General features: G+C 58.7%; 21 protein-coding genes. 8 read left to right on the top strand and 13 right to left on the bottom strand.

Features of this window, described 5'->3' with window-relative positions:
• The first annotated feature begins 1 nt into the window (after position 1).
• A complete protein-coding gene (gene yaaA, locus LG376_RS08270; RefSeq protein WP_225746806.1) occupies positions 2-724 on the top strand; it encodes a peroxide stress protein YaaA in 723 nt (240 codons plus the stop codon).
• A gap of 16 nt (positions 725-740) precedes the next feature.
• Here yaaA and LG376_RS08265 read toward each other — a convergent pair whose 3' ends face one another.
• The 5 genes from LG376_RS08265 to LG376_RS08245 all read right to left on the bottom strand — a co-directional run bounded on the left by LG376_RS08265 (position 741) and on the right by LG376_RS08245 (position 5,754).
• Positions 741-2,054: a DUF4921 family protein gene (locus LG376_RS08265; protein ID WP_225746805.1), complete on the bottom strand. Its 1,314-nt coding sequence runs from the start codon at positions 2,052-2,054 to the stop codon at positions 741-743.
• 27 nt (positions 2,055-2,081) lie between these two features.
• Entirely contained in the window at positions 2,082-2,834 is a 753-nt protein-coding gene (locus tag LG376_RS08260; RefSeq protein WP_005325189.1) for an ABC transporter permease, read from the bottom strand.
• 33 nt (positions 2,835-2,867) lie between these two features.
• On the bottom strand, positions 2,868-3,767 hold the full coding sequence (locus LG376_RS08255; protein ID WP_179386638.1) for an ABC transporter ATP-binding protein: 900 nt from the start codon (positions 3,765-3,767) through the stop codon (positions 2,868-2,870).
• A 66-nt stretch (positions 3,768-3,833) separates the two neighbouring features.
• Positions 3,834-4,577, bottom strand: coding sequence for a response regulator transcription factor (locus tag LG376_RS08250; RefSeq protein WP_005325191.1), 744 nt, complete (start codon positions 4,575-4,577; stop codon positions 3,834-3,836).
• The gene (locus LG376_RS08245) at positions 4,570-5,754 is read right to left on the bottom strand and encodes a sensor histidine kinase (RefSeq protein ID WP_005325192.1); all 1,185 of its coding nucleotides are present in this window, start codon (positions 5,752-5,754) and stop codon (positions 4,570-4,572) included. The genes LG376_RS08250 and LG376_RS08245 overlap by 8 nt, the downstream gene beginning before the upstream one ends.
• 67 nt (positions 5,755-5,821) lie before the next feature.
• On the opposite strand from LG376_RS08245, the gene LG376_RS08240 reads away from it, so the two are divergent.
• Both LG376_RS08240 and LG376_RS08235 read left to right on the top strand, forming a co-directional pair.
• A complete protein-coding gene (locus LG376_RS08240) occupies positions 5,822-6,643 on the top strand; it encodes a PhzF family phenazine biosynthesis protein (RefSeq protein WP_225746804.1) in 822 nt (273 codons plus the stop codon).
• Positions 6,644-7,999, top strand: coding sequence for a YdiU family protein (locus LG376_RS08235; RefSeq protein WP_225746803.1), 1,356 nt, complete (start codon positions 6,644-6,646; stop codon positions 7,997-7,999).
• Positions 8,000-8,078: 79 nt separating this feature from the next.
• Here LG376_RS08235 and mqo read toward each other — a convergent pair whose 3' ends face one another.
• Positions 8,079-9,575 (bottom strand): malate dehydrogenase (quinone), encoded by a 1,497-nt coding sequence (mqo, locus tag LG376_RS08230; RefSeq protein WP_225746802.1) that lies wholly within the window; start codon positions 9,573-9,575, stop codon positions 8,079-8,081.
• A 265-nt stretch (positions 9,576-9,840) separates the two neighbouring features.
• On the opposite strand from mqo, the gene LG376_RS08225 reads away from it, so the two are divergent.
• From LG376_RS08225 to LG376_RS08210, 4 genes are all read left to right on the top strand, one after another.
• Entirely contained in the window at positions 9,841-10,869 is a 1,029-nt protein-coding gene (locus tag LG376_RS08225) for an alpha/beta hydrolase (RefSeq protein ID WP_225746801.1), read from the top strand.
• Positions 10,870-10,896: 27 nt separating this feature from the next.
• Entirely contained in the window at positions 10,897-12,294 is a 1,398-nt protein-coding gene (mtr, locus tag LG376_RS08220) for a mycothione reductase (protein ID WP_225746800.1), read from the top strand.
• Positions 12,295-12,616: 322 nt separating this feature from the next.
• The gene (locus LG376_RS08215) at positions 12,617-13,009 is read left to right on the top strand and encodes a hypothetical protein (protein ID WP_049377464.1); all 393 of its coding nucleotides are present in this window, start codon (positions 12,617-12,619) and stop codon (positions 13,007-13,009) included.
• 48 nt (positions 13,010-13,057) lie between these two features.
• Positions 13,058-13,456, top strand: coding sequence for a hypothetical protein (locus LG376_RS08210; RefSeq protein WP_049377465.1), 399 nt, complete (start codon positions 13,058-13,060; stop codon positions 13,454-13,456).
• 187 nt (positions 13,457-13,643) lie between these two features.
• On the opposite strand, the gene map is transcribed toward LG376_RS08210, so the two are convergent.
• From map to dxr, 5 genes are all read right to left on the bottom strand, one after another.
• The gene (gene map, locus LG376_RS08205; RefSeq protein ID WP_049377466.1) at positions 13,644-14,513 is read right to left on the bottom strand and encodes a type I methionyl aminopeptidase; all 870 of its coding nucleotides are present in this window, start codon (positions 14,511-14,513) and stop codon (positions 13,644-13,646) included.
• Between the two features lie 84 nt (positions 14,514-14,597).
• Positions 14,598-16,451, bottom strand: coding sequence for a penicillin-binding transpeptidase domain-containing protein (locus tag LG376_RS08200; RefSeq protein ID WP_225746799.1), 1,854 nt, complete (start codon positions 16,449-16,451; stop codon positions 14,598-14,600).
• A gap of 81 nt (positions 16,452-16,532) precedes the next feature.
• Positions 16,533-17,696: a flavodoxin-dependent (E)-4-hydroxy-3-methylbut-2-enyl-diphosphate synthase gene (ispG, locus tag LG376_RS08195; RefSeq protein ID WP_023021310.1), complete on the bottom strand. Its 1,164-nt coding sequence runs from the start codon at positions 17,694-17,696 to the stop codon at positions 16,533-16,535.
• Positions 17,697-17,804: 108 nt separating this feature from the next.
• On the bottom strand, positions 17,805-19,013 hold the full coding sequence (locus LG376_RS08190) for an RIP metalloprotease (RefSeq protein ID WP_049377467.1): 1,209 nt from the start codon (positions 19,011-19,013) through the stop codon (positions 17,805-17,807).
• A gap of 14 nt (positions 19,014-19,027) precedes the next feature.
• Positions 19,028-20,188 carry a 1-deoxy-D-xylulose-5-phosphate reductoisomerase gene (gene dxr / locus LG376_RS08185; protein ID WP_225746798.1) on the bottom strand — a complete coding sequence of 387 codons (1,161 nt, stop codon included), beginning with the start codon at positions 20,186-20,188 and terminating at the stop codon, positions 19,028-19,030.
• 132 nt (positions 20,189-20,320) lie between these two features.
• Between dxr and LG376_RS08180 the strand changes: the two genes are divergently transcribed.
• Positions 20,321-20,827 carry a DUF2631 domain-containing protein gene (locus LG376_RS08180; protein WP_193393089.1) on the top strand — a complete coding sequence of 169 codons (507 nt, stop codon included), beginning with the start codon at positions 20,321-20,323 and terminating at the stop codon, positions 20,825-20,827.
• Positions 20,828-20,950: 123 nt separating this feature from the next.
• Here LG376_RS08180 and LG376_RS08175 read toward each other — a convergent pair whose 3' ends face one another.
• Together LG376_RS08175 and LG376_RS08170 are read right to left on the bottom strand one after the other, a co-directional pair.
• Positions 20,951-22,129, bottom strand: a complete 1,179-nt coding sequence (locus LG376_RS08175; RefSeq protein WP_013887464.1) for an IS256-like element ISCre1 family transposase — start codon at positions 22,127-22,129, stop codon at positions 20,951-20,953.
• A 414-nt stretch (positions 22,130-22,543) separates the two neighbouring features.
• Complete coding sequence (locus LG376_RS08170; protein ID WP_225746797.1) at positions 22,544-24,136, bottom strand: hypothetical protein; 1,593 nt, start codon at positions 24,134-24,136, stop codon at positions 22,544-22,546.
• Positions 24,137-24,141 lie beyond the last annotated feature (5 nt).

The following is a 24,141-nucleotide window of genomic DNA, read 5'->3' as shown; positions in this document are numbered from 1 at the left end:
TATGCTCATTATCCTCCCTCCTTCAGAAACTAAGGCTCATGGCGGTACGGGACAGCCCCTTGACTTTGAGCGGCTATCCTTCCCAGAACTGCACGATACCCGGCGCGAAATTGCCGCTGAGCTGCAGTCTCTTCCGGTAGACGAGGCCATGGAAGTATTGAAGCTTTCGGAAAAGCTGCGCGGTGAGGCCGAATCCAACCAGGGGCTTTTCACCACCCCCACCATGCCAGCCGTGTTGCGCTATACCGGCGTGCTTTTTGATGCCTTGGATGCCCCTTCCCTGCCCACGTGGGATCGCCTTGCTATTGGCGATGCCCTCTTTGGCGTCCTCCGCGCCAGCGACCCCATTCCGCATTACCGGCTTTCGGGAGGCTCGAAGCTTGGCGGCCGCACCATGAAGTCACGTTGGGGCACACAGATCACGCAGGCGCTCGAGGGAGTAGACGAGCTTATTGTGGATCTGCGCTCGGGCACTTACCAGCAGCTCGGCCGGGTAAAGGATGCGGTAACGGTACGGGTGGAAAGCGTGCAGGACGATGGATCGCGCAAGGTGGTCAGCCACTTCAATAAGCACTACAAGGGTCTTTTAGCCCGCGAGTTGGCGCTCTCGCCTGCCGACGCCTATAGCGCCGCCGACGTTGCCGCCATCGCGCGCGCCGCGGGTATGACCGTTGAGGAGCCAGGGCCGGGGTCGAGTGAGCTTACGCTCGTCGTCAAGCGCTGAGCCCAATGCTGCCCGCTTAGCGCAGCTGCGGGTTATACAGCAGGCTATTGCGCTGTACCGAACATTCGGTAGCCACGCGGACCGAGCGGGCAACATGCCCGGACTCGCGCAAGGGGTAAAGCTTGCCTACTACCCTATCGCGCAGATCCCAGGGCGAGATCGTGTTGAGATAAATCTTGGTGCCGCCTTCGAATCCGGCAAGGGTAGAAATGCGCAGCTTGATGAGGATGCGCCATGGCTGAGCAACGTCGACGTCGGCCGGCTTGTGGTGCCATTCCTCATTGCAGGGCACCTCGCGGCCGACAGCAGCGTGGGCGGCGTGAACAAGGTCGCTCATGGCGCGGATTTCTTCTTCCGACTGCCGCCAGGGCTCACAGGTCGCGGACTTGGAATAGACCTCCAAGGTGGGATAGCGATGCCCAAAGCCGGCGAAGAGGACGGCATGGTCATTTTCCGCAATGATGAGGTTGCGGCTAGCGGCATAGTCCACGGCCCACTCGTTGTATATGTTCATATTGCTGCGCAGCATCTGTACCTCCCGGTGGGAGGCCATGCCGCGGTCATCGATGGCAACGAGTTGCTTGTGCAGGTGCTCAAAGGAGGCGCCGGCTGGCTGCAGCCAATTTTGGAAGGCCACCACATAGGGTGCGTAGCGGTTGCGCTCGTATAGGTCCCGCATGGCGTCGATAGTCAGCTGCATAAAGAGCAGGTGCTCTTCGGCGCTGAGGGTGCCGGAAGATACCACTTGGGAATCATCCTGTGCACCGCGCTCAAAATGGCGGCCCGCCACGATGACGTCGTGGCCTCCTGCGAAAAAGCCCGCCGCCTGTTCTATAAGTTCCTCTTCGCTTGCCTCGGGCAGGTGCGCTGCCTTGCGCTTCGTGCGCACGATCTTGAGCACATGTTCCCGGCCGGCAGGATCGGCAAGGTAGTTGTCCATGCGTTGGCGGGTCTCAGCATCCATGTCGAAGCCGTAGTTGGCGTGCCAGTAGTCATAGGAGACGATTTCAAACAGATTAGGAATGCGGCGAAAGGCCGGAACGGTGTGGCCGTATTCGCTCAAGGGCAATCCACGCACAATCCCGCCGGATGGCAGGATGCGGGCCTTTTCCGGCGGGGTATCAGTCATGCGCCCTGAGCAAAAGGCGCAGCGGTGGGTGAAGTCTTCTTCGTGCAGAGGCTGCGGGTTAGCCACCGGTGTGGACAGGGGGCGGTTGCCGCGACCTGGCACGGTCCACACCTCGGTCCCAGAGAACGGGTTGACCTGCTTGACCGTGCCATCCCGCATGGTCTGGATAGGTTCTATGCGGGCAAAAAGTGCATCACTCATGCCCACCAGCGTAGTTAGTTCTGGGAGTTATTTGGCGACGGACCGACGGCGGGACACTGCGCACGCACCGCCGACGCAGACTGCCAGCGTGACGCCCAGAATCAAAGCAGACACACCGCGGGAATGGTCCAAGGGGCCCAAATCGCTACCCAGGACCAAGGTCTGCATATTGGCGAAGGGCAGGCAGCTCAACAACGCTTCTGCCCACGAAGCGTCAAATGCCATAAGCGCAGTTTCAAGAACAAAGAACTCCACCACGAGGATCATCGCCGCAAATGTGCCGCTACGCAAGAGATAAGCCAACCCCATAGCCAGCAGGCTAAAGCCGGCCCATTCCAGGTAAGCAAACACCACTCGGTTGCAATCCGGCCACTGGTGAAAGCTTGTGAAGTCAATATCGCCGCCGAGTGCCGCAATCAGCAAGGTTCCCACAGCTATACCCAGCGTGGCAGCGAGCAAGAGTGATACCAGGATGACTAAGAATTGGCTGAGCACTATGCCAACGCGGCGGTTGGAGGAAAGATAAGACCATGCAACGGTTCCCTTTCCTAGGTCACCTCCGACCATCATCGCAGATGCAAAGATCATCACCACCATGGCGAGGTCACTAGCTGCCAAGACATCACTGGATTGAAACTTGCCGTCCGCGGTGCCGTTGAAGTCATAGCCCCAAGCCGTAAGCACGCCGCCGGCGGTCATGCCGAGTGCCACGATGGCGAGGTAGACCCAGGTAGAGCGAAGAGAAAAGAGTTTGCGGGATTCTGAAACCACAGTATTCATTGAAAATCTGTCCTTAAAGGTTGAGTTATGCGTTTAGGCGGAGCGGTAGGCCACGTGGTCGGCGGTCGCGCCGAGGTAGGCCTCTTCCAAGGAGGGCTGTTTGCGTTCCAAGCTGGAGATAAGAATGCGGTTATCCAGGCAGATGCGGCCGATGTCGGAGCCTTCGAGGCCGCGCACGCGCAAGACTTCACCGTCAAAGGAGGTCTCCGCGTCGGTGCCGTGCAGTAGGCGCAGGAGTTCATCGGGCTGGTCCACAATTACCTCGAGGCTTGCGCCTCCCGTGCCGTTGACGAACTCTTCCACCGTGCCCTCGCCCAGCAGCTTGCCTTTGCCGATGACTACGAGGCGGTCGGCGGTGAGCTGCATTTCCGAAAGTAGGTGGGAGGAAACCAGCACGGAGCAACCGGCCTCAGCGAATTCGCGGATGCGGGCACGCATCCAGTGCACGCCTTCGGGGTCGAGGCCGTTGACGGGTTCGTCGAGAAGCAAGTGCTTCGGCTCGCCGATGAGCGCACAAGCAAGGCCCAGGCGCTGCTTCATGCCTAGCGAATAGCCGCCCACGCGCTTAGTGGCTACCTGAGTTAGGCCGACGCGGTCCAAGGTGTCATCCACGTGGTTCATAGACACGCCCTGCAGCGCGGCCATGTAGCCCAGGTGGGCACGGGCGCTGCGGCCCGGGTGGAACCAGTTCGCATCCAGCAAGGTGCCCACCATGGTGGCGGGATTGGACAGTTCACGGAAAGGCGTGCCATCAAAAGTCGCGGTGCCGGAAGTCGGATTCTCCAGCCCCACGCACATGCGCATGGTGGTGGATTTGCCGGAACCATTCGGTCCGAGGAAGCCGGTGACTTGACCGTCAGGAACCTCGAAGGAGAGGTCATCTACTGCTTTAAAGGAACGGAAATTCTTGGAAAGGTGTGAAACTTTGAGCATGGTTCCCATCGTGCCGCCTGACCGGCACAAAGTAACCATCCTTGGGAGTGATTTAGCAGGTCATACCTAGGGATGAGACAGCAGTTCCTCCACCGAGACCACGCCATGGGTAAGGGCGTAGAGCACAGCATGCACGCGGTCGCGCGAGCCGGTTTTCGTCAAGATATGGCGTACGTGGGTCTTGACCGTGGCCATGGAGACGAACTCGCACTCGGAGATTTCGGTATTCGAATACCCCAGTGCCATTAGCTTGAGGACGTCTAGCTCGCGTGGCGTGAGATCTTCTGCCGGAGGGGCGGTAGCTGCTGCCGCAACGGGGGTGGCATGTGAATCGGGCTGTGACGCGGACTGCCCGCTGCGCAATTGCTGCAGCACCTGTGCGGTAATGCGCGGTGAAAGGACGGCCTCGCCAGAATGTACGGTGCGAATGGCGGCGAGGAGTTCCTCCGGTTCGACGTCTTTGAGCAGGAATCCAGAAGCCCCGGCGGAAATGGCGCCATGGACAAAGTTCTGGTCATCGAAGGTGGTAAGCATAATGACTTGGGTATCCGGGAATTCCGGCAGCAGCCTTTCGGTGGCGGCGATGCCATTGACGCGGGCCATCTGGACGTCCATGAGCACAATATCGGCAGGCTGCGCGCGGGCGAGGTCGAGGACTTCATCGCCATCGGATGCCTGCCAGGCAACGTCTAAATCCTCTTGGGAGCCAAGGAGCATGGCGAACCCGGCGCGCACGAGGGGCTGGTCATCTACTAGGCCAATGCGGATGGGAGCGGCATGCGATCTTGCTGGCTGCTCAGAGTTAGTCATTGGGTACCTCCACGGTGATAAAGAAGTGTCCGTCCTCTGTGCGGGTAGCAACGCTGCCGCCATAGGCCCTAACGCGCTCGCTCATCCCGATGAGCCCGTAACCGGGCTCGTGATTGTCCGGCGTGCGTGCGGCCGGGTTATCGGCGCTCAATACTAGGCCGCTTCCAGTAGAGCGAAAGCGCAGCACTCCCCTTTTATCGCGGGAATGCTTGAGCATATTGGTCAAAATTTCTTGCACCACGCGGTAGACGGTGAACTGATAGAGCTCGTCGCTTTCGGTCGGCAGGTCCTCCAGCCCGTGCACGGTGATATCGAAACCGCTGCGGCGGGCTTCCGAGATGAGTCCTGCGATATCACTCGCGCCGGGCGCCTTGGTATCGGCGCGGGAATCTCCATCTCGCAGCACGGAGAGCAATCCGCGCATCTGTTTGAGGGAATCGCGGGAGGTAGAGGCGATGGTTTCTAAGGCTTCTGTGGCCGCTGCGGGATTTTTGGCGGCGGCGAACCGGGCGCCGTCGGCAAGAGCGATAACGCCCGCTAAGTTATGCGCCACAATGTCATGCATTTCGCGGGCGATGCGGTTGCGCTCTACCGCGCCGGCCATCTCCGCACGTTCAATCAGAAGCTGCTGGTCCTCGCGCTTTTTGCGGTCATTGGTGCCAAGCAGGAAGAAAAAGCCCATGACCGGCCACGCGATGATGACGACGGAGGCGAAGGCAGGAAGCGGGCCAACAGTGGTGTCTTCGAGGCCAAAATCGATGCCGCTGATAATCCTCCGCCCGTATAGGTCCGCTGCGGTGGCCGCCAAGGAGCCAAAGGCAATCCACCCTATCCAGATTCGCTGTAGTCGTTTGGGTGAATGTGCTCCTATCAGAAACACGCAGTAAGCCAAAGGGAAAAAGTGAGCGTTGCCCATTGCAGCAAGCGGGGTAAAGATGCACACCGTTAGCGTGATAGCAGTGACCCCGATGGCATATTCCCTGAGCTTGGGGTGTAGCCAGAGTGCTAGTGGAATAACGACTGTATAAAGTACGAGAACCAGCTCCTGGAAAAGCGAAGTTCTATCAATAACACCTTCTGCCGCCGGCACCGAAGCCCCCCAGAAAAACAGCGGAATGATAATTCTCCACGGTGGGCCTACCCACGCGCGAAGTGCATCGGGCCATAGCTTCTTCATGGCTTTCTAGGCTAGCGCAGGCGCTAAGCTTTAGTCCTCATCCCTGGGGCTGACTAGACTGGCGGGCATGCACCACGAGTTCTTTGAGGTTGATGTTTTTGCCACGGGTGCCTTTAACGGCAATGCCTTGGCGGTGATCGCGGGCGCCGACGGCCTAAGTACCGAGCAAATGCAGGCAATCGCGAACTGGACCAACTTTTCTGAGACCACCTTCTTGCTCGAGCCTCACGACGCCCGCGCGGACTACCGCGTGCGCATTTTCACCCCGTACGAGGAGTTTGATTTTGCCGGCCACCCCACCTTGGGCAGCGCTGCCGCGTGGCGGGCGCTAGGCAATAACCCGCAGACAGAGGGAACTATCGTCCAAGAATGCGGCGTGGGCTTGGTAACCGTCCGCGAAGAGGGCGAAGTCTTGTCCTTTGCTACCCCGCCGCTGCGCCGCGATGAACCGCTAAGCCCGGCGGATCTGAAGGAGGCCTGCGGTGGGCTGGGGCTAGATAGCGCGGATATTGTTGACCATGGCTGGGTGGACAATGGCCCGGGCTGGCGCCTGCTGCAATTACGCGATGCCGCGGCGGTGCGCGCGGTTGAGCCTCGATCCGAGCGCCCCAAGGTCGGCGTAGTGGGCCTTAATCCCAACGCCGCAGAGGGTGAGTCGGCCTATGAGGTTCGGGCCTTTACCACGCAATTCGAAGACCCAGTCACCGGTTCTTTCAATGGCGGCGCCGCGCAGTTTATGCGCTCGCGTAACTTGGTGCCGGCGCGTTATACCGCAACACAAGGCAGCCAGATTGGCCGGGCGGGCGAAGTATTTATCAACGATGACGGCACGGATATTTGGGTAGGCGGTCGCGCCCAGATTCGCGTGCGCGGAACACTGGAGGGTTAGATGCAGCTACACCACGATTTTGCCCAGAAGCTTCCCCACTTGGTTCGCCCCACCGAGGGTGAGGAGCAGCCGAACCCAGAGATGGTCATTTTGAACGAGGAACTGGCTAGTCAGTTGGGCTTTGACCTGGACTGGCTGCGCTCCTCCGAGGGCATAGATTTCCTTACCGGCCGAGCAGGCGGCCACGCTATGGCCTATTCCGGCTTCCAATTCGGTGCGTTTAACCCGCAGATGGGAGACGGCCGGGCCATGCTCTTGGGCGAGGTGGATAAGGACGGGCGGCTATGGGATCTCCATGCCAAGGGAATTGGACTTACTCCCTTTTCCCGCCTCGGGTCCGACGGCCGCGGAACGCTGTCTTCCATGCTGCGCGAGTACCTAGTCTCTGAGGCTATGCATGCCTTGGGTGTTCCCACCACCCGGGCGCTGGCGGTTATCTCCACCGGACGGCCCATTCAGCGCGGGCACGTGCAACCGGCCGGCATTGTGGTACGCGTGGCAGCCAGCCATATCCGCGTCGGCACCTTTCACCTAGCCGCGCAGACGGATTACACCCGGCAGTTGGCCGACTATGCCATTGCGCGCCACTACCCTGGCGCGGACTACCAGGAATTTTTCACCCAGGTGATGGATGCGCAGATCCGCACCGTCTCCCACTGGATGCGCTTGGGCTTTATCCACGGCGTGATGAATACGGATAACACCACCATCTCTGGCGAAACCATTGACTATGGCCCCTGCGCCTTCATGGAGGCCTATTCGCCCGCGACGGTCTTTTCCAGCATCGATAGGCAAGGCCGTTATGCCTTTGGCAATCAACCTTCCATCCTGGGATGGAACCTGGCCCGCTTGGCGGAATCCCTCCTGCCGCTTTTTGATATAGACATGAATAAGGCCATGGACTTCGCCCAAGAATCCATCAACGGCTTTACCGAGCGCTTTGAGGACCAGCACAGGGCAGATTTAGCAAAGGCTTTGGATACCTCTCGAGAAGTCGCCTCTTCTTATGCGGCTGCCATGCAGCTCAACGGCCCAGATATCACGCTGGCTCACCGCGCTCTTGCCGACGCCGCCGCGGGCCACCCCGCCCACGCCCGCGAGCTCTTTGCCGAGGGAGACTTCTTGGACGACTACCTTGCGTCCTCTCCTGATCCTTCCCGTGTTGATAGCGCCATGCCGCGGGTTATCCCGCGCAACCTCGCCGTAGAATCCGCGCTGGATGCTGCCGAACGCGGGGAGTTGGGCCCGTATCAGGAGCTTCTCCACGCGGTCACCCACCCGTGGGAGCCCAACCCAACGTTCGAATCGCCGGATCCTAATGGTCTCCAGGGCTACCTCACCTACTGCGGCACCTAATCCCCACTTTGCCCAAAGCGCACGAAACCCCTGCACCACAACGGCAGCGGTGCAGGGGCTAACGAGACAGAAGCCGGCTTTAGCGGTCCAGCTTCAGGGTCTTCTGGGTGTACTCCCACATCTCGTCGTACAGCTTCTCATCGTTGCGCAGCTTGACGCCATAAGACGGAACCATCTCGCGGATCTTGTCTGCCCAATCAATCATGCGCTCGCCGAAGCAACGCTCCAGCAGCTCCAGCATGACGGCCGGGGCAATGGATGCACCCGGGGAAGCGCCGAGCAGGCCGGCGATATTGCCCTCCTGGTTGTTCACCAAGGCGGTGCCAAACTCGAGGGAGCCGAACTGCGGAGCACCAGCAGGCTTAATCACCTGGACGCGCTGGCCAGCGATAACGGTCTCCCAGTCGCTTTCCTTTGCTTCCGGTACGTACTCGCGCAGGGCTTCCACACGGTCCGAGAAGCTCTTGCGCACCTCATCCACCAGGTACTTGGTCAGGCCGAACTCCTGCACGGCAACGCCGAGGTAAGAGGTGATGTTGTCTGGGCGGATGGACTTGAACAGGTCCAGGTAGGTGCCTTTCTTCAGGAACTTCGGGCTCCAACCACCGTAAGGACCGAAAAGCAGGCCCTTCTCGCCGTCGATAACGCGGGTATCCAGGTGCGGCACGGACATTGGCGGGGCGCCCACAGCGGCCTTGCCGTAGACCTTTGCCTGGTGCTGCTCAATAAGTTCAGGGTTCTTGGAACGCAGCCACAGACCGGATACTGGGAAGCCTGCGTAACCGGCAACTTCCTTCACCTTTGCCTTGCGTAGCAGGTCCAGGGCGTAACCGCCGGCGCCAACGAAGACGAACTTTGCCTTAACTACAGTGATGTCACCGGTGTGCTTGTTCTTTGAATACACCTTCCACGCGGAGCCATCACGCTTGATGTCGATGACTTCATGTCCGTAGCGGATCTCGGTGCCGGAGGCCTTAGCTGCGGTCAGGAACTGCTTGGTCAGCGCGCCAAAGTTGACGTCAGTACCAGCGTCGGTCCAGGAAATGGCCACCTTATTGGAGAAGTCACGGCCCTTCGCCATCAGCGGCAGCTTCTCAGCAAAGTCGGAATCATCTGCGGAGAACTGCATGCCCGGGAACATGTGCTTCTCGCTCAGCACATCATAGCGGCGCTTGAGGTAATCTACCTGGATTTCACCCTGTGCGAAGGACACGTGCGGAACCGGGTTAATGAATTCGCTCGGGTCGGTGAGAATACCGTTGTTGAGCTGGTGGGACCAGAACTGGCGAGACTTCTGGAACTTCTCGTTGATGCCCAGAGCCTTGGAGATATCAATTCGGCCATTCTTCTCCGGGGTGTAGTTCAGCTCGCACAGCGCGGAGTGACCGGTACCGGCGTTATTCCATGGGGAGGAGGACTCCAATGCGGGGCCATCGAGGCGCTCAAAGACCATCTGAGTCCAGCTGGGCTCCAACTCGCGGAGCATAGCACCCAGGGTGGCGCTCATGATGCCAGCACCGATAAGTGCTACATCGACCTCGTCTACAACCTGTGCTGTCTTCTTAGCGGAGGACACTGTGTTATTACCTCTTCGAATTGAAAATAGATATCCATCGGCGCGGTCTACGCCTTGATTTTTAGCGCTTAGCGCCCCGCGCCACCATCGTTGCGCTATGACAACCTGGTAGTGCGTCACGCATTAAGGCCTTACTCTACGCTTTTTCTCATCCAATTTGGGATTTCTCCCCCAGACCAGTGGCGAAAATGTGGGAATTTCCGCCCCCAGTATTTACACCCCACCGGCAGCACCATAAGTTCTTCATTGCACCTAGAATCGAGGCATGGTTACACACTCCCCGGTATGGGGCCCAGACAAACTTGGCCCTGACTATGAAGCTGCCACCATTGACTTAGGCGCGGACCCCGATGGCGAGGGCGACGTGGTCACCACACTGGTGCACTACGCGCCGGAGCACGCGGGTGATACTGCCCGTGAGTCAGCCGCCGCGTCACGCCCGGCGCTGGTGTGGCTACACGGCATGACCGATTATTTCTTCCACACCCACGTAGCCGAGCACTTTGCCGCCGAGGGTTATGACTTTTATGCCATCGATCTGCGCAAGTGCGGCCGCTCGCGCCGCTCGGGCCAGTCGTGGCACTATGTATCGGATTTGGCGTTCTATTTCGCTGACCTCACCGCCGCACTCGATGCCATCCCCAATGATGAGGTCGTCTTCATCGCCCACTCCACCGGTGGCTTGATCGCCCCGCTGTGGATGGATCATCTGCACCGAACCGACCGAGAACGCCACCAGCGCTTAGCAGGCCTCATCCTTAATAGTCCATGGCTCGACATGATGGGCGTGCCTGGCCAGATTCTCACTCCCCTCAAACCGTTGCTCTATGCGCTGGGCCGCAAGGCCCCCATGACTCCCCTGCCCGGTGGCAACCTCACCGCCTATGGCGAGTCCGTACACAAGGATTTCTACGGCGACTGGGATTTTGATCTTCGCTTTAAGCCATTGGCCGGCCATAAGAAATATGTCGGCTGGATAGCCGCGGTGTTCCATGGCTTTGATGCTATCCACAGCGGCCGCGTTGATGCCGGCGTCCCCATATTGACGCTGCAGTCCACCCGAACCCTATTGGGTCAGCCGTACTCCGACAGCGTGAACCACGCGGATGTCATCATCGACGTTGCGCAAACGCGGCGCTGGGCAAAGGAACTCAATGCCCACTACACCTTGCATCCCATCAAGGGCGCTAGGCACGATGTGTTCCTATCGCTTCCGGACCCGCTCCAAGAAGCTTTTGACACCTGTGACAAGTGGCTGCCCACCGTCCTCGATACTCCACAATCCACTCAGTAATTTAGCCCCTATATATAAGGAATAAACGTGACTACTTCACACCAGTCCCATACGACCGCTGCCGAGGAACATTTCGACCTCATTATCATCGGCACGGGCTCCGGAAACTCCATCCCTAGCCCGGATTTTGATGACCAGAAAATCGCCATCATTGAAAAAGGCACCTTCGGCGGCACCTGCCTCAACGTAGGCTGCATTCCCACCAAGATGTATGTCTATGCCGCCGATATTGCCCTAGCGGCGCGCGAGGCCGGCCGTCTAGGCCTAGATGCTCAGGTCAATAGCGTGGATTGGGATTCCATCGTGGACCGCGTCTTTACCAACCGCATTGACCAAATTGCCAAGGGCGGCGAGCAGTATCGCCGCGGTGAGGAAACGCCAAATATCACCGTATATGACGAGCATGCCCGCTTTGTTGGCCCGAAGACCATTCAGACCGGCGAACATGTCATCAGCGGCGACCAGATCGTCATTGCCGCCGGCTCCCGTCCGGTGATTCCGGAGGTCTATGCCAACTCGGGCGTGAAGTACTACACCAATGAAGACATCATGCGCATGGACCACCAGCCAGAAAGCCTCATTGTGGTAGGCGGTGGCTATATCGCCATGGAGTTTGCCCATGTCTTTGACAGTCTCGGCACCAAGGTGACCCTGGTCAATCGCTCCGATACCTTGCTGCGCCACTTGGATGATGACCTGTCCAGCCGCTTCAACCAGATTGCTCGCGATCGCTTCGACGTGCGCATAGCCAATGGCACCAAACTCGAGGAGACTTACAAGGGAGTGCGGTTGGAGCTAGATGATGGCACCTCTATTGAGGCAGAGGCCATTCTGATTGCCACTGGACGCACCCCAAATGGCGATCAGATGGATGTAGATAAGGCAGGCATTGAGCTGCTTGCCGACGCCCGCGTGAACACCGACGAGTTCGGCCGCACCACCGCCGAGGGCGTTTGGGCGCTTGGCGATGTCTCTTCTCCATATATGCTCAAGCACGTAGCCAATGCGGAGACCCGCGCCGTGCAGCACAATCTGCTCCACCCAGAAGATCTCCGCCCACTGCCCCACGACAATGTCCCCGCCGCCATCTTTACCCACCCACAAATCGCCACAGTGGGCTTAACTGAGAAGCAGGCACGACAGAAGGGCTTCGACGTCACCGTCAAGGTCCAAAATTTTGGCGACGTTGCCTACGGCTGGGCTATGGAAGATAGCACTGGCATCTGCAAGCTGGTAGCAGACCGCGCGACTGGGCAGCTTCTCGGCGCACACCTCATGGGCCCACAGGCCTCTACCTTGATCCAGCAATTGATCACCGCGATGGCCTACAAGTTGGACATGCGGGAGTTCACTCGCAACCAATATTGGATCCACCCTGCGCTGCCAGAAGTAGTGGAAAATGCCCTTTTGGGACTGGAGTGGTAAAAGTAAATTGTTACGTGATCTTTCTCACATACGCCCAGTATCTTCCCAGCTTTCCGAGCATATTCCCATTTCACGCCAAGGAAGCCTCATTCGCACCTGCAGGGAATTCACCGCCATTTAGGGGCACGCATTAATTTAATGGATGAAATTCCGGCCCTTGACGTGCAAAAGGACGAGAGTTTTACTAGATTCACTGGGGACACCGGCTAGAGCCGATACGAACACGGCTACCGCGTGTTTCTGGATGTTCCCTGTACATTCAATAACACTTTGGTTTCCCAGTGTGGAAGCCTTGCAAGTACGACTTTTAAGGAATTTTGATATGCGTATCCGCAATGCAGCTATCGCTGGCGCAACCGCTCTCGCCGTTGCTTTCGGCGGCACCACCGTCGCTTCCGCTGCCGACACCGTCAACCAGAACGGCAACGAGATCCAGGTACTGCCACAGAACCCGTCCAAGACTGCAAAGGGCGGCGACGACGATCAGACCCCAGAGGACTACACTCCTTCCCTGTCCTCCAAGGTTGGCCACAAGCTCGAGGCCGACAAGGCAGCTAACGGCGTGGCCATCTTCGGTTCTTCCAAGGACTTCTCCGGCCAGCCAGCATGGGCAAAGGTTTTCTACGGTGCTACCGTTCTAGCGGGCGTTGGTGCCCTGCTCGGCGGCATCATCGGCCCAGTTTACAACTTCTTCGTACACGGCCCTTCCTTCTAAGCAACAGCCACTCGGCTCAATCAAAACTTCCGAAAGGTATTTTTCACAATGCGTAACTTCCGCACCGCAGCCGTTGCTGCTGCTACCGCTGTCACCGTAGCTTTCGGCGGCACCGCCGTTGCTTCTGCAGAGTCCTCCACCACCAACGAGAACACCGGTTCCTCCCTGTCCTCCAGCTCCCTCACCCAGCTGGGCAAGGAGTGGGGCGCATGGACTCCGGGCGAGGACGGCAAGCCTGTCGTAACTGCTGACAACCAGGTCACCGGCGAGGACATGTTCGGCAAGGAGACCTCCGAAAACATCCCGGATTGGGCTTCCAAGTGGAAGAAGGGTGCTGCCGCACTGGGCATCACCTCCATTGTCGGCGCAATCATCGGCGCTTACAACTACGCTGTTTACAACGGCATCGTCCCGCAGCACATCTTGGATCCAATCTTCCGCCGCTAATTATTAGCCGCAGATTGGCTCTAGATAGCTAGGGCTTGCGGGCCCCGTTTTAAGAACGGGGCCCCTTTGCTATGCACAGCTACGTGCTGAGTGCTGATGCCTTGCGCGGGACGTCAGCAAGCATGCACAAAGGCCGCCCCCACTTCCCTGCATTGGGTCGTGTGGAGGCGGCCTTTGTTAAAAAGCTTTAGTCCTCGTCGGGAATGGTGAGGATTTCGTTGCCGTCCTCGGTAATGACGAGGGTGTGCTCAAACTGGGCGGTGAACTTGCCGTCGGTGTTTTGCACGGTCCAGTCATCATCCCAGATCTCGTAATCCAGGGAGCCAAGATTAATCATCGGCTCAACAGTCAGGGTCATACCAGGCTCAAGGATGTCGCGGTAAACGGTCGAGTCATGGTGCAGGACAACAAGGCCGTTATGGAAGGTTGGGCCGACGCCATGGCCGGTGAAGTCGCGCACGACGTTGTAGCCAAAACGCTTGGCATAAGACTCAATCACGCGACCAATGACATTGATCTCGCGGCCAGGCTTTGCGGCCTTGATGCCGCGCATGGTGGCCTCCTTGGTGCGCTCTACCAGCAGGCGGTGTTCCTCGGAGACGTTACCGGCAAGGAAGGTGGCGTTATTATCACCGTGGACGCCGTTCTTATAAGCGGTGATATCGATATTGACGATGTCGCCGTCCTCAATCACGGTGGTATCCGGGATGCCGTGGCAAACAATCTCATTGAGGGAGACGCAGCTGGACTTGGGGAAGCCGCGGTAGCCTAGCGTAGACGGGTAAGCGCCGTGGTCGCACATGTACTCGTGCGCTACGCGGTCCACGTAATCAGTGGTTACGCCCGGCTGCACGGCCTTTCCAGCCTCCTTGAGGGCGTTGGCCGCGATTTTGCAGGCCTCGCGCATCTTCTCAATAACCTCTGGGGACTGGACGTAGGGCTCACCAATGCCCTCTTGTACCTCGTCCTTCCACACGTACTCCGGTCGCTCAATGCTCTCCGGCACGGTGAGGATCGGAGTGGGCTTGCCTGGCTTTAGCTTTCCTCGATTACTCATGGTTTCCCATGGTAGTCCTCTGCGCCCATAATGCAGCAGCCGGGGTCATAAGCTAGGGCCGTAGCTTCAGCTCTGGGTCTAGGTCTATCCCTCGGCCGGCGGAGCCGCACCCTTGTGCGGACCGGAGCGGTAGTCATCGACCTTCTGCAAGAAATTGCTGGTGATATTGACCGAAGCATCGGAGCCGCCGCCCAAGACCACGAGGGTGGCAAAGGCGATATCGTCTTCTTCGCGGTAGCCGGTAAACCAGGCGTGCGAGCCCTCATTAATCTCGGCCTCACCGGTCTTGCCGTAAATCGTGCCACCCGCTGCCATACTGCGGGCAGTACCGCTGGTGACCACTTGGCGCATCATGGCGCGGAGATTGTCCAGCACGTGCTTGGGAATCCGCTGCGGCTTATCGGACGCTTTAGTCTCATGGCCCTCAATCAGCGAAGGCGTCGGCGTTTTGCCATTAGCAACCGTTGCAGAAACAAGTGCCATGCCGAAAGGGCTCGCCAAGTCATAGCCCTGTCCATAGCCGGCTTCCGTGCGCTCTAGTGGTTCTTTTCCCTCCGGGATGGAACCAGTAATGGTAGTGAGGCCCGGAATATCGTATTCCACGCCGAAGCCGAACTTCTTTCCCATGTCCTTCAATTCACCGGGCTTGAGCTTAGTAGAAATATCCGCAAAGGTGGTGTTGCAGGACTGCGCGAATGCTTGGCTAAGCGGAACGCTGCCTAGGGCGAAGGCATTATAGTTGGTCACCACGCGGCCAAAGATGTCCATGGTGCCCGGGCACGGCACGATGGAATCGGTATTAAGGCCCTGGTTTTCTACACCCGCCGCGGCAGTAAGAATCTTGAACACTGAGCCGGGTGGGTACTGGCCTTGGAGGGCTACGTCACCGTCTTCATCGGCCTTCTCGGTTTGGGCGACGGCCAAAATATCGCCATTAGAAGGCCGGATGGCTACGAGCATAGCTTGCGAATCCGAGCGCTCGTTTACCGCTTCTTGTGCGGCGCGCTGCACGTCGTAATCAAGGCCCACCTTAATCGACGGCGCAGCATTAGGCGCATGCTTCTCGACGTCCGAAAGCGCCGCACCATTCTCATTGACCACGGAGATGGACCAGCCAGTTTGACCATCGACCTCGTCTTGGACCGCAGAGCGCACACGCGACATAAGATCGGGGGCTAACCCGCGGTCGCGGGTAACCAAGGCTGGCTCCTCGTTGAGGCGCACGCCGTCCATGCCCTCCACCTTCGGGCGCACCGCCTTGGCTTGGTCCTCCGTGAACATAGTTACGGAGTAAGAACCGTCTGCATCCTCCAATTTCTTGGCCAAATCCTTGGCATCAATCTCTGCAATTGAATCATCCTGGCGATGGGCGGCTGCCAACGCGCCGCTAATCTTTGAGGCGGTAGGACGCACATCCTCCAAGGAACTGGTATCTACCACCAGTCGGTAGTTCAGCCCCGGGCTCATCAATTCCACCCCATTGGAAGAAACTACGCTGGCACGCTTTGCTTCCAATGCGCGCAGCTCTAAGTGCTGGTTTGCTCCCAGGTCGGGGTGGATAAGGCTTGGCTTCCACCGCACCGTCCACTCATCCTCAGTCTTCGTCAGCGTCATCTGCGTGTCATAGCTCAAGGTACGATCCTTGGGCAGATCCCAGGTGACCTTGTAGTTCGCCGTGGCGAGGTTCTCATCTTGGTCCATGCCTTCAAGCTCAATGTCAAGCCCCTCGGCCTGCAGGCCGGAGTAGGTGGCATCGAGGGCGGAGGTGGCGTCGGAGGGGGCGTCGGTAAGCGCGGCTAAGCCGTCATTATTGCGGGATTCCATCCCCTGGAGGAATTCTTCCGCGACCGGTTCCGCAGAAACCGGCTTCGGTGTACAGGCAACCACGCTGGTGGAGGCGAGCGTGATAGTTGCAACCAGCGCGACCAACTTCTTCATGTCTTGGCACTCTAGCAGCGCAAGCGCCAAAAAAGACTGCCCCACACCGAAGTGCGGGGCAGTCTGCTCAAAGTGGGTAAATTACTGGGTTACGCGAACCTCAGCCTTGGCACCTTCCACGGCTTCCATACCCTGCTCATCGGCAATGCGCATGGCCTCTTCAATGAGGGTTTCCACAATCTTGTCCTCCGGCACGGTGCGAACGACCTCGCCCTTAACAAAGATCTGACCCTTGCCATTGCCGGAGGCAACACCGAGGTCAGCATCGCGGGCCTCGCCCGGACCGTTGACAACGCAGCCCATCACGGCAACGCGCAGCGGGAACTCCATGCCCTCCAATCCTGCGGTAACTTCCTCCGCCAGCTTGTAAACGTCCACCTGGGCGCGGCCACAGGACGGGCAGGAGACGATTTCCAGTTTGCGCGGGCGCAGGTTGAGCGACTGCAGAATCTGGTCGCCCACCTTGATTTCCTCTACCGGCGGAGCGGACAGGGACACGCGAATGGTATCGCCAATGCCTTCTGCCAACAGTGCGCCAAAGGCAACCGAAGACTTGATGGTGCCCATGAACTTCGGACCAGCCTCGGTCACGCCGAGGTGCAGCGGGTAATCAGTCTTTTCCGCCAGCTGGCGGTAGGCCTCCACCATCAGAACCGGATCGGAGTGCTTAACGGAAATAGCGATATCGCCATAACCGTGCTCCTCAAAGAGGCCAGCCTCCCAAATAGCGGACTCGACGAGTGCCTCCGGGGTGGCCTTGCCATACTTCTCCAGCAAGCGCTTGTCCAAGGAGCCACCATTCACGCCGATGCGAATTGGAATGCCGGCATCGCCGGCGGCCTTAGCGACTTCCTTCACGCGGCCATCAAACTCGCGGATATTGCCCGGGTTCACGCGGATGGCGGCGCAACCAGCATCGATGGCCTGGAAGATGTACTTAGGCTGGAAGTGGATATCCGCAATCACCGGGATGGGAGATTTCTTGGCAATGGCCGGAAGTGCCTCCGCATCGATGGGCTTAGGGCAAGCCACGCGCACGATATCGCAGCCGGAAGCGGTCAGCTGCGCGATCTGCTGCAGTGTGCCATTGATGTCGTGCGTCTTGGTATTGGTCATCGACTGCACCGAGATGGGCGAGTCAGAGCCGACACCGACCGGGCCCACCTGCAGCTGACGAGTCTTGCGGCGTGGGTGCAGGACTGGTGGTGGGCCGTCTGGGATTCCTAGACCGATGGGGGTCGACATGAATTCTCCTTGTTGAAGCACAGTAAGTACATACGGTGGGTGATTAACGCCCCCACTCTAGCACTGCTTGCTTTATGCCTGAAGTGCACGCAGCGGGGGCTACGGCGGCTAGCCAAATAGCCGTATGGGGTTGACCACATCGGCGACGATGACTATGACACCAACGCCCATTAGCAGCGCGGCTATCACGTAGGTCACCGGCATCAACTTGGTGTAATCGGCCGGGCCCAGAGCGGGCTTGCCTGCCAGCTTGCGGATGCCATCGCGCAGCTTTTCATAGATGATGACGGCGATATGTCCGCCGTCGAAAGGCGGCAGCGGAATCAGGTTAAAGAGTGCAAGGAAGAAGTTCAGCGTGGCCAGCATCATAAAGAACATCGACCACAGGGAGCGCTCCGCCAATTCGCCGCCCACGCGAGAAGCGCCGACGACGGACATCGGGCCATCGGCCTCGCGTTCGTGGCCGAAGATGGAGGCCACCACACCCGGAATTTTGCCGGGGAATTGCTTGAGACCATCGACCGTTGCGCCCAGCGAATAGGTGCTAAAGCGCCAGGTTGCCGGTAGGGCGTCGACGGCGTCGTGCTTTTCTACGACATCGATAAGCTGATTGCTCAGCCCGATTGAGCCAGCATCCACTAGCTCGCCGTCTTGGTTCAACCGCTTGACCGTATCGAGGTGGATTGTGAAGTCCCTGTCTTCCCCACCGCGCTCGACCGTCAGCGTGATGGTCTCGCCAGGGCGCTGCATTACCTCATCGCGCAGCTGGGTAAAAGAATCCAGCTTCTGGCCATCGAGGGCCACAATAATATCGCCCTCCTGCACTCCGGCCTTTCCAGCGGGGCCTTTACCCGTGCACGTTTCTAGCTCTTGGTTCGGCTTCTGATTGGCCGAGCAAGTCACCTCGCCCACGCGCGGGCGCACATCAGCATCCGGATTGGGTAGACCAGCCGTCATCGCCACAAAGTAGAGGATGACAAAGCCCAAAATCAGGTTGACACCGATGCCGCCGGCCATCACGATTATGCGCTGCCACCACGGCTTTTTATACATCGCATGGGGTTCTTCTTCCTCGGTGAGGAATTCATCCTGCGCGGTCATGCCAGCGATATCGCAAAACCCACCTACTGGGAAGGCCGCAAGTCCATATTCGGTGTGGCCCTTCCGGAAGGAAAATAGGCGCGGCCCAAAGCCAATAAAATAACGGCGCACGCGCATGCCAAAGGCACGCGCAGTGAGCATATGGCCTGCTTCGTGCAGCGCTACGGTAAGCCCGATGCCAAGGGCGAAAAACACAATGCCCAGCAAGTTTGCCATGGTGTGAAAGCTTTCTAGTCAGCCAGCGAATCAATCAGCGCATTCGCGCGCCTGCGCGCCTCGCCTTCCACCGCGAGGATTTCATCGAGGCTAGAGACTACACCAGCAAACTCGGATGCGGAATCAAGGATCCTGCCCACGACGTCCACGATCTCCGGGAAATGGATGCGCCCGGACAAGAACGCGGCCGCTGCCTCCTCATTGGCGGCGTTGTAGATGACCCCTGTTCCCTCAGCCGCGGCCCGGCGGGCGAGGTTGACGGCGGGAAAGGCGGCATCGTCAAGCGGCTCAAAACGCCAATCATGCGCCTGCGCAAAGTCCAAAGCCGGCTGGGCACCTGGTACGCGGTGCGGCCAATTCAGCGCTAGCGAAATGGGCAGCTTCATCGACGGCGGCGAGACCTGAGCAATCGTGCAGCCATCCTTGAAGGTGGCCATGGAGTGAATGATGGACTGCGGGTGCACGGTGACGTCGATGCGCTCCGGGGCGATGTCAAAGAGCAGCGTTGCTTCAATAAGCTCCAGGCCCTTGTTAATGAGGGTGGCAGAGTTGAGGGTATTCATCTGCCCCATGGACCACGTAGGGTGCTGCGCTGCCTGCTCAGGGGTCACATCCCACATCTCTTCGCGCGACCAACCGCGGAAGGGGCCACCAGAGGCGGTAAGGACGAGCTTATCCAGCTCCCCCTCCTCGCCGGCACGCAGGCACTGCGCCATGGCGGAATGTTCCGAGTCAACAGGGATAATCTGGCTAGGGCGCGCCTTCTGCGTAACCAGTGTGCCGCCCGCGACGAGGGATTCCTTATTGGCCAAGGCTAGGTACTCGCCCATCTCCAAGGTGGCCAAGGTGGCCTTGAGCCCCAAAGACCCCACCAAGGCATTGAGTACCGTATCGGCCGGGGTCGAGCGCACTAGGTCCTCTGCAGCGTCGGCGCCACGCAAAACCGAACCACCTAAAGCAGCCGACACCTCGGCCGCGGCGTCCTCGTCGGCCACGGCAACGTGGTCAAACGAAAGGTTGAGGCTACGGGCTTGTTCGATGATCAGCTGCGGGTTGGAGCCACCCGCAGCGATTCCCACGACGTCGAATTTATCGGGATTATCCGCAATAACTTCCAGAGCTTGCGTGCCGATTGAACCGGTGGAACCAAGAATGAGTATTCGCTGAGTAGTCACGCTTCCACCCTAGCGCCCACCACCATTGGGCGGTCGCGGCAGGTACGCCACACTGCGACGGGGGTGTTTAATCGCCATCTAAGGTGCGATGTTTTAGAATGTGTAACAGACAAATGGCATTGGTGTGCCCGCATGCCCATCGCACAGACGGACACACGCAGAAGCGAAGGAGAGCAAGTGTCTTCCCACAAGCCGGTACCGCAGGTATTTGACGGTGTTTCTACTGAGGACGTTCCATCCGCAGGATTCGGTTGGTCCCGCATCAGCCGCTCTGGCGTACAGATTGCCGGTTGGATTTCTGTCCTGTTCCTGCTTGCCTACAACTTTGGTAACCACAAGGGCCACGTTGAGACCATCTGGCTCATTGCCTTGGCTATCTTGCTCGTCGTTGGCCTGCTCATCCACGCTTTCCAGCCTAAGCTGCACCAGGTTCGCACCGTAACCGCCCGCAACCAGCCGGTGGGCCACCAGGAGCCGGACTGGGTCTACGACCAGAAGACCAACACCGGCGTATACGCCGAGCTGACCGATTCCCAGCTGCGCGCGCTCAACATTGAGCCTTCCCGCGTTTCTCACCTGCGCGTTGAGCCAGGCACCAACAACGCCACCCCGGTTACTTCCGGCAAGCACGCGCTCTAAGCTTTTAGTACGCTTTAGCTACCGCCGCCCTTCCCCGCGAAGGCCGGCGGTTCCTTTATGCCTCCGTTTGGCGACGCCGGGTTAAGCGACAAAATGTGTGTCTGCTATCGGCGTGTCGCGGGGTTAGATGTGGCCTTTTTGGATGCCGATTGAGTGTGTGTACTCGGTATCGATACCGTTGTCGTAGAGGGCTGGTTGTCCTGTTTCATAGTCGGCTTGGTTCTCGTTTCGGGTCAGGGTTGTAACTTTGGCGAGTTGGTTCTGGCCCCAGTTGGACTGTCTGGCGATTTCTATTGGATCGCCAGGCAGTTCCGTTTTCAGATACAGCCACCAATCCAGCATTTTGCGTTGGTGCTCACCGCGTCTGCCGCGATGAGTTCTTGCAAGGAGCTTCAGCTGGGCGTTGATGCCGCCTTCAAGACTGTTGGTGGTGGATTTGATCCGGTGCGGCTCGAGCACACCTTTCGGGGGCTTGAGGTAGACAAACAGCAGGTCATTGCGCCACAGGTGGTTGAGACTGTTGTAGGCCTTGCGCACGTTGACATGGGTCCACACGAGTGTGTCTTTTGCTGTTTTCGGGTCTTTGACCTGTGTCTTTTCGTTGAGCCAATCCTTGTAGAGCGTGTGAAACTCTTGCAGTTGTGCACCCCATTGTGCAGCCTCGTCCAGGGTGGTGATGCGGGTGAGTTTCAGCGCGAGTCGGTAGATGGTGCGGCCAGCATCAGTGCGTGGTCGTGAGGTGGTGTAGCGGCGTACTCTGCGTTGGGCGTGCACGAGGCAGCGTTGGATTTTGGTGTTTGGCCAGCACGTTTTAATTGCGCTTGTGGCTCCTCGGCCACCGTCGATCACAGCGATCAACGGTGCTTCGATGCGCTCGAGCAGGCGCTTGTAGTCGTGTGTGGTTTCTTGTTTGCACCAGTGCCAGGCGATGACGTGGTCGAGCGTTGCCGCCACGATCAGACAGCCACCTGCGGTGTAGGTGCCGTCGATGAAGATCTGGTCGTAGACCCTGCCTGTATGGCCGATGGTCGGGTCAGGCACGTCAACCAGCCAAAAGGCATCGAATTTGCGCTGCAGCGTACGTGTCGAGCAGCTCATGTTGCCGGCGATCGCCGCAAGACTGGTCCCGGCGGTCAGGTGCTGGATGAACGCACGAAATAGGGCTGCGTTGGTGATATCGCTGCGCTGCTTGGTCAGTGAAGCACCGCAGATTTTGCACCGCCACCGGGTCGTCCCGTTGCTGGTGGTGCCGTTTCGTTTCATATCGCCGCCACAATGGCAGCGTGGTCGGTTCTTTGGCATTGGGCAACCGAACCACCGCTCCGTAGCACACCATGGCAGCCACACCGGGGATTTTCGCAAGAGAGGGCCAATATATGCTTTTGGAGCATATATTTTCCGCAAACGCGGAGTTCAGAGCATGAAAATCAACGATTCCGGACACACNCGAACCACCGCTCCGTAGCACACCATGGCAGCCACACCGGGGATTTTCGCAAGAGAGGGCCAATATATGCTTTTGGAGCATATATTTTCCGCAAACGCGGAGTTCAGAGCATGAAAATCAACGATTCCGGACACACATTTTGTCGCTTAACCCGCGACGCCCCTCCTACTCACCAACACATTCTGTCGTTTAGGCCCCACTCCCAGCCCGACGAACCCAACCGCGCCTGCGAGGGCCGCGATGCGGCCACTGTCTCGGGGACCAGAGGATTAAGACACCCAGTGCCCCACCTTGGCGTATATCTCAGGCAAGGAGTTGTCCACGCGTTTGCCGCTTACCCGGAGGGCAACGATATAGCACGCAACGGGAACCGCAATGACGAGGATAAACCCCAGCGCAACCAGAACCATATTCGAGCCGTAGCCGATGGCCATTGGAATGACGCCGGGAATAATCGGCGTCCAGCCAATAAACAGGTTCAAGATTGCGCTTAAGAAGGCGCTGGCCGAGTAGCCAGATTTATCTGCCCACATACTGCCACCGGGCCACGCGGTGGCAAAGGGATTAAAGGTGGAAAGCAGCAATGACAATCCCGCAGAAGAAATGAAAATTCCCAGTGCTACCACCATCAAGCACCCGGTGAGCGCTTTGTCGGCGCTCACCGTGAAAAGCACCGCCGCCGAGAGGACGAAGATTATGGCTGTGGGCGCCAAGTGCGCCCAGTGCCGCGCGTAGAGCAAGGTGCGCGGACGGACTGGGGCGGCCATCTTTACCCACAGGCTTGGACCGTCGTAGCCAAAATCATTAGTGGCTACCATTCCGCCGAAGAGTCCCAGAAATAGCATTCCTATAGACGGCAAGTCGGAATCAGTAGTAAAGCCCTGAATGATAAAGACGATTGCCAAAATCGGCTGCATGATGATGGTGCCGATAAGGCGAGAGTCACGGAAGATGTAGCGCAACGAGCGCGTAAATTCCATGGCAGCCGGACCGCGATAGGAAAAGGTGCCCAAGGAAAAGCGCCTTACCCCTTTGGCCTTTTCGCGGCGTTGGTGCGCCGGAGAGAAGAGTGTGCGGCGCTCGAATTGCAGGCGCAGCAACCGATGCCACGCCCACACGGCTGTGCCCAACGACGCCGCGGCGATGAGGACCTGTGCAAGTGCCACCGCCAGTTGGCCTTGGGCGAGCGCGAGCGCCCAGCCCACTGGTGCGCCTACGGGCGTCCATGCCAGCCCCTCGCCGACAGTTCCCAATGGGAAGTCAGAGCCAGCGAGGGAAGCAAGCCGATTAGAACCAAAGATGAGCAAGAACACCGCCAGCGCACCCAAAACTTTAAGGGAGGTCGAGCTTAGCTCCGCGACAGTAGCCCCGACATAGACCGCAAGGTCCACTAAAACCAGCGTCAGCACTAGGGCAAAGAGCATACCCAGGCAGAAGGACACGATGAACAATGCCTTGCCATTGGCCGCCAAGATCACACTTCCCGCCACCGCATAGGCGATGGAGAGCAAGACAGATACCGGAGCGCGCAGATTGAGTATTGAGGCAATAGCCAGTGCCGGTGTGATGTCTTTTAAGCGCACCGGCAACGCGGAAAGTTCACGGGCAGAAAGCTGATTCTCCCCGCTGGGCATGATGAGGGTGATAACGATAAAGGCAAGTGTGCCTACAGCGGGGGCCACGGCCAGCGCTTGCATTTTTCCAGTTCCGATGGAGATATCTGCCGCAGCAAGAGCTCCTAGCGACGCAAGGCCTATGAGTCCGTAGAGCAATAGGCAGATAGGGATCATGACCGCCGCGGCATTCGCCTTGAGATTGCGCGCCCACAGTGTGCGGTGCAGCTTGAGGAGCGTCGAAGTCATTGAAC

The sequence above is a fragment of the Corynebacterium sp. Marseille-P4611 genome (genome assembly GCF_916618765.1).
GTDB lineage: Bacteria > Actinomycetota > Actinomycetes > Mycobacteriales > Mycobacteriaceae > Corynebacterium > Corynebacterium marquesiae.
This window is presented reverse-complemented; position numbering and strand designations above follow the sequence as displayed.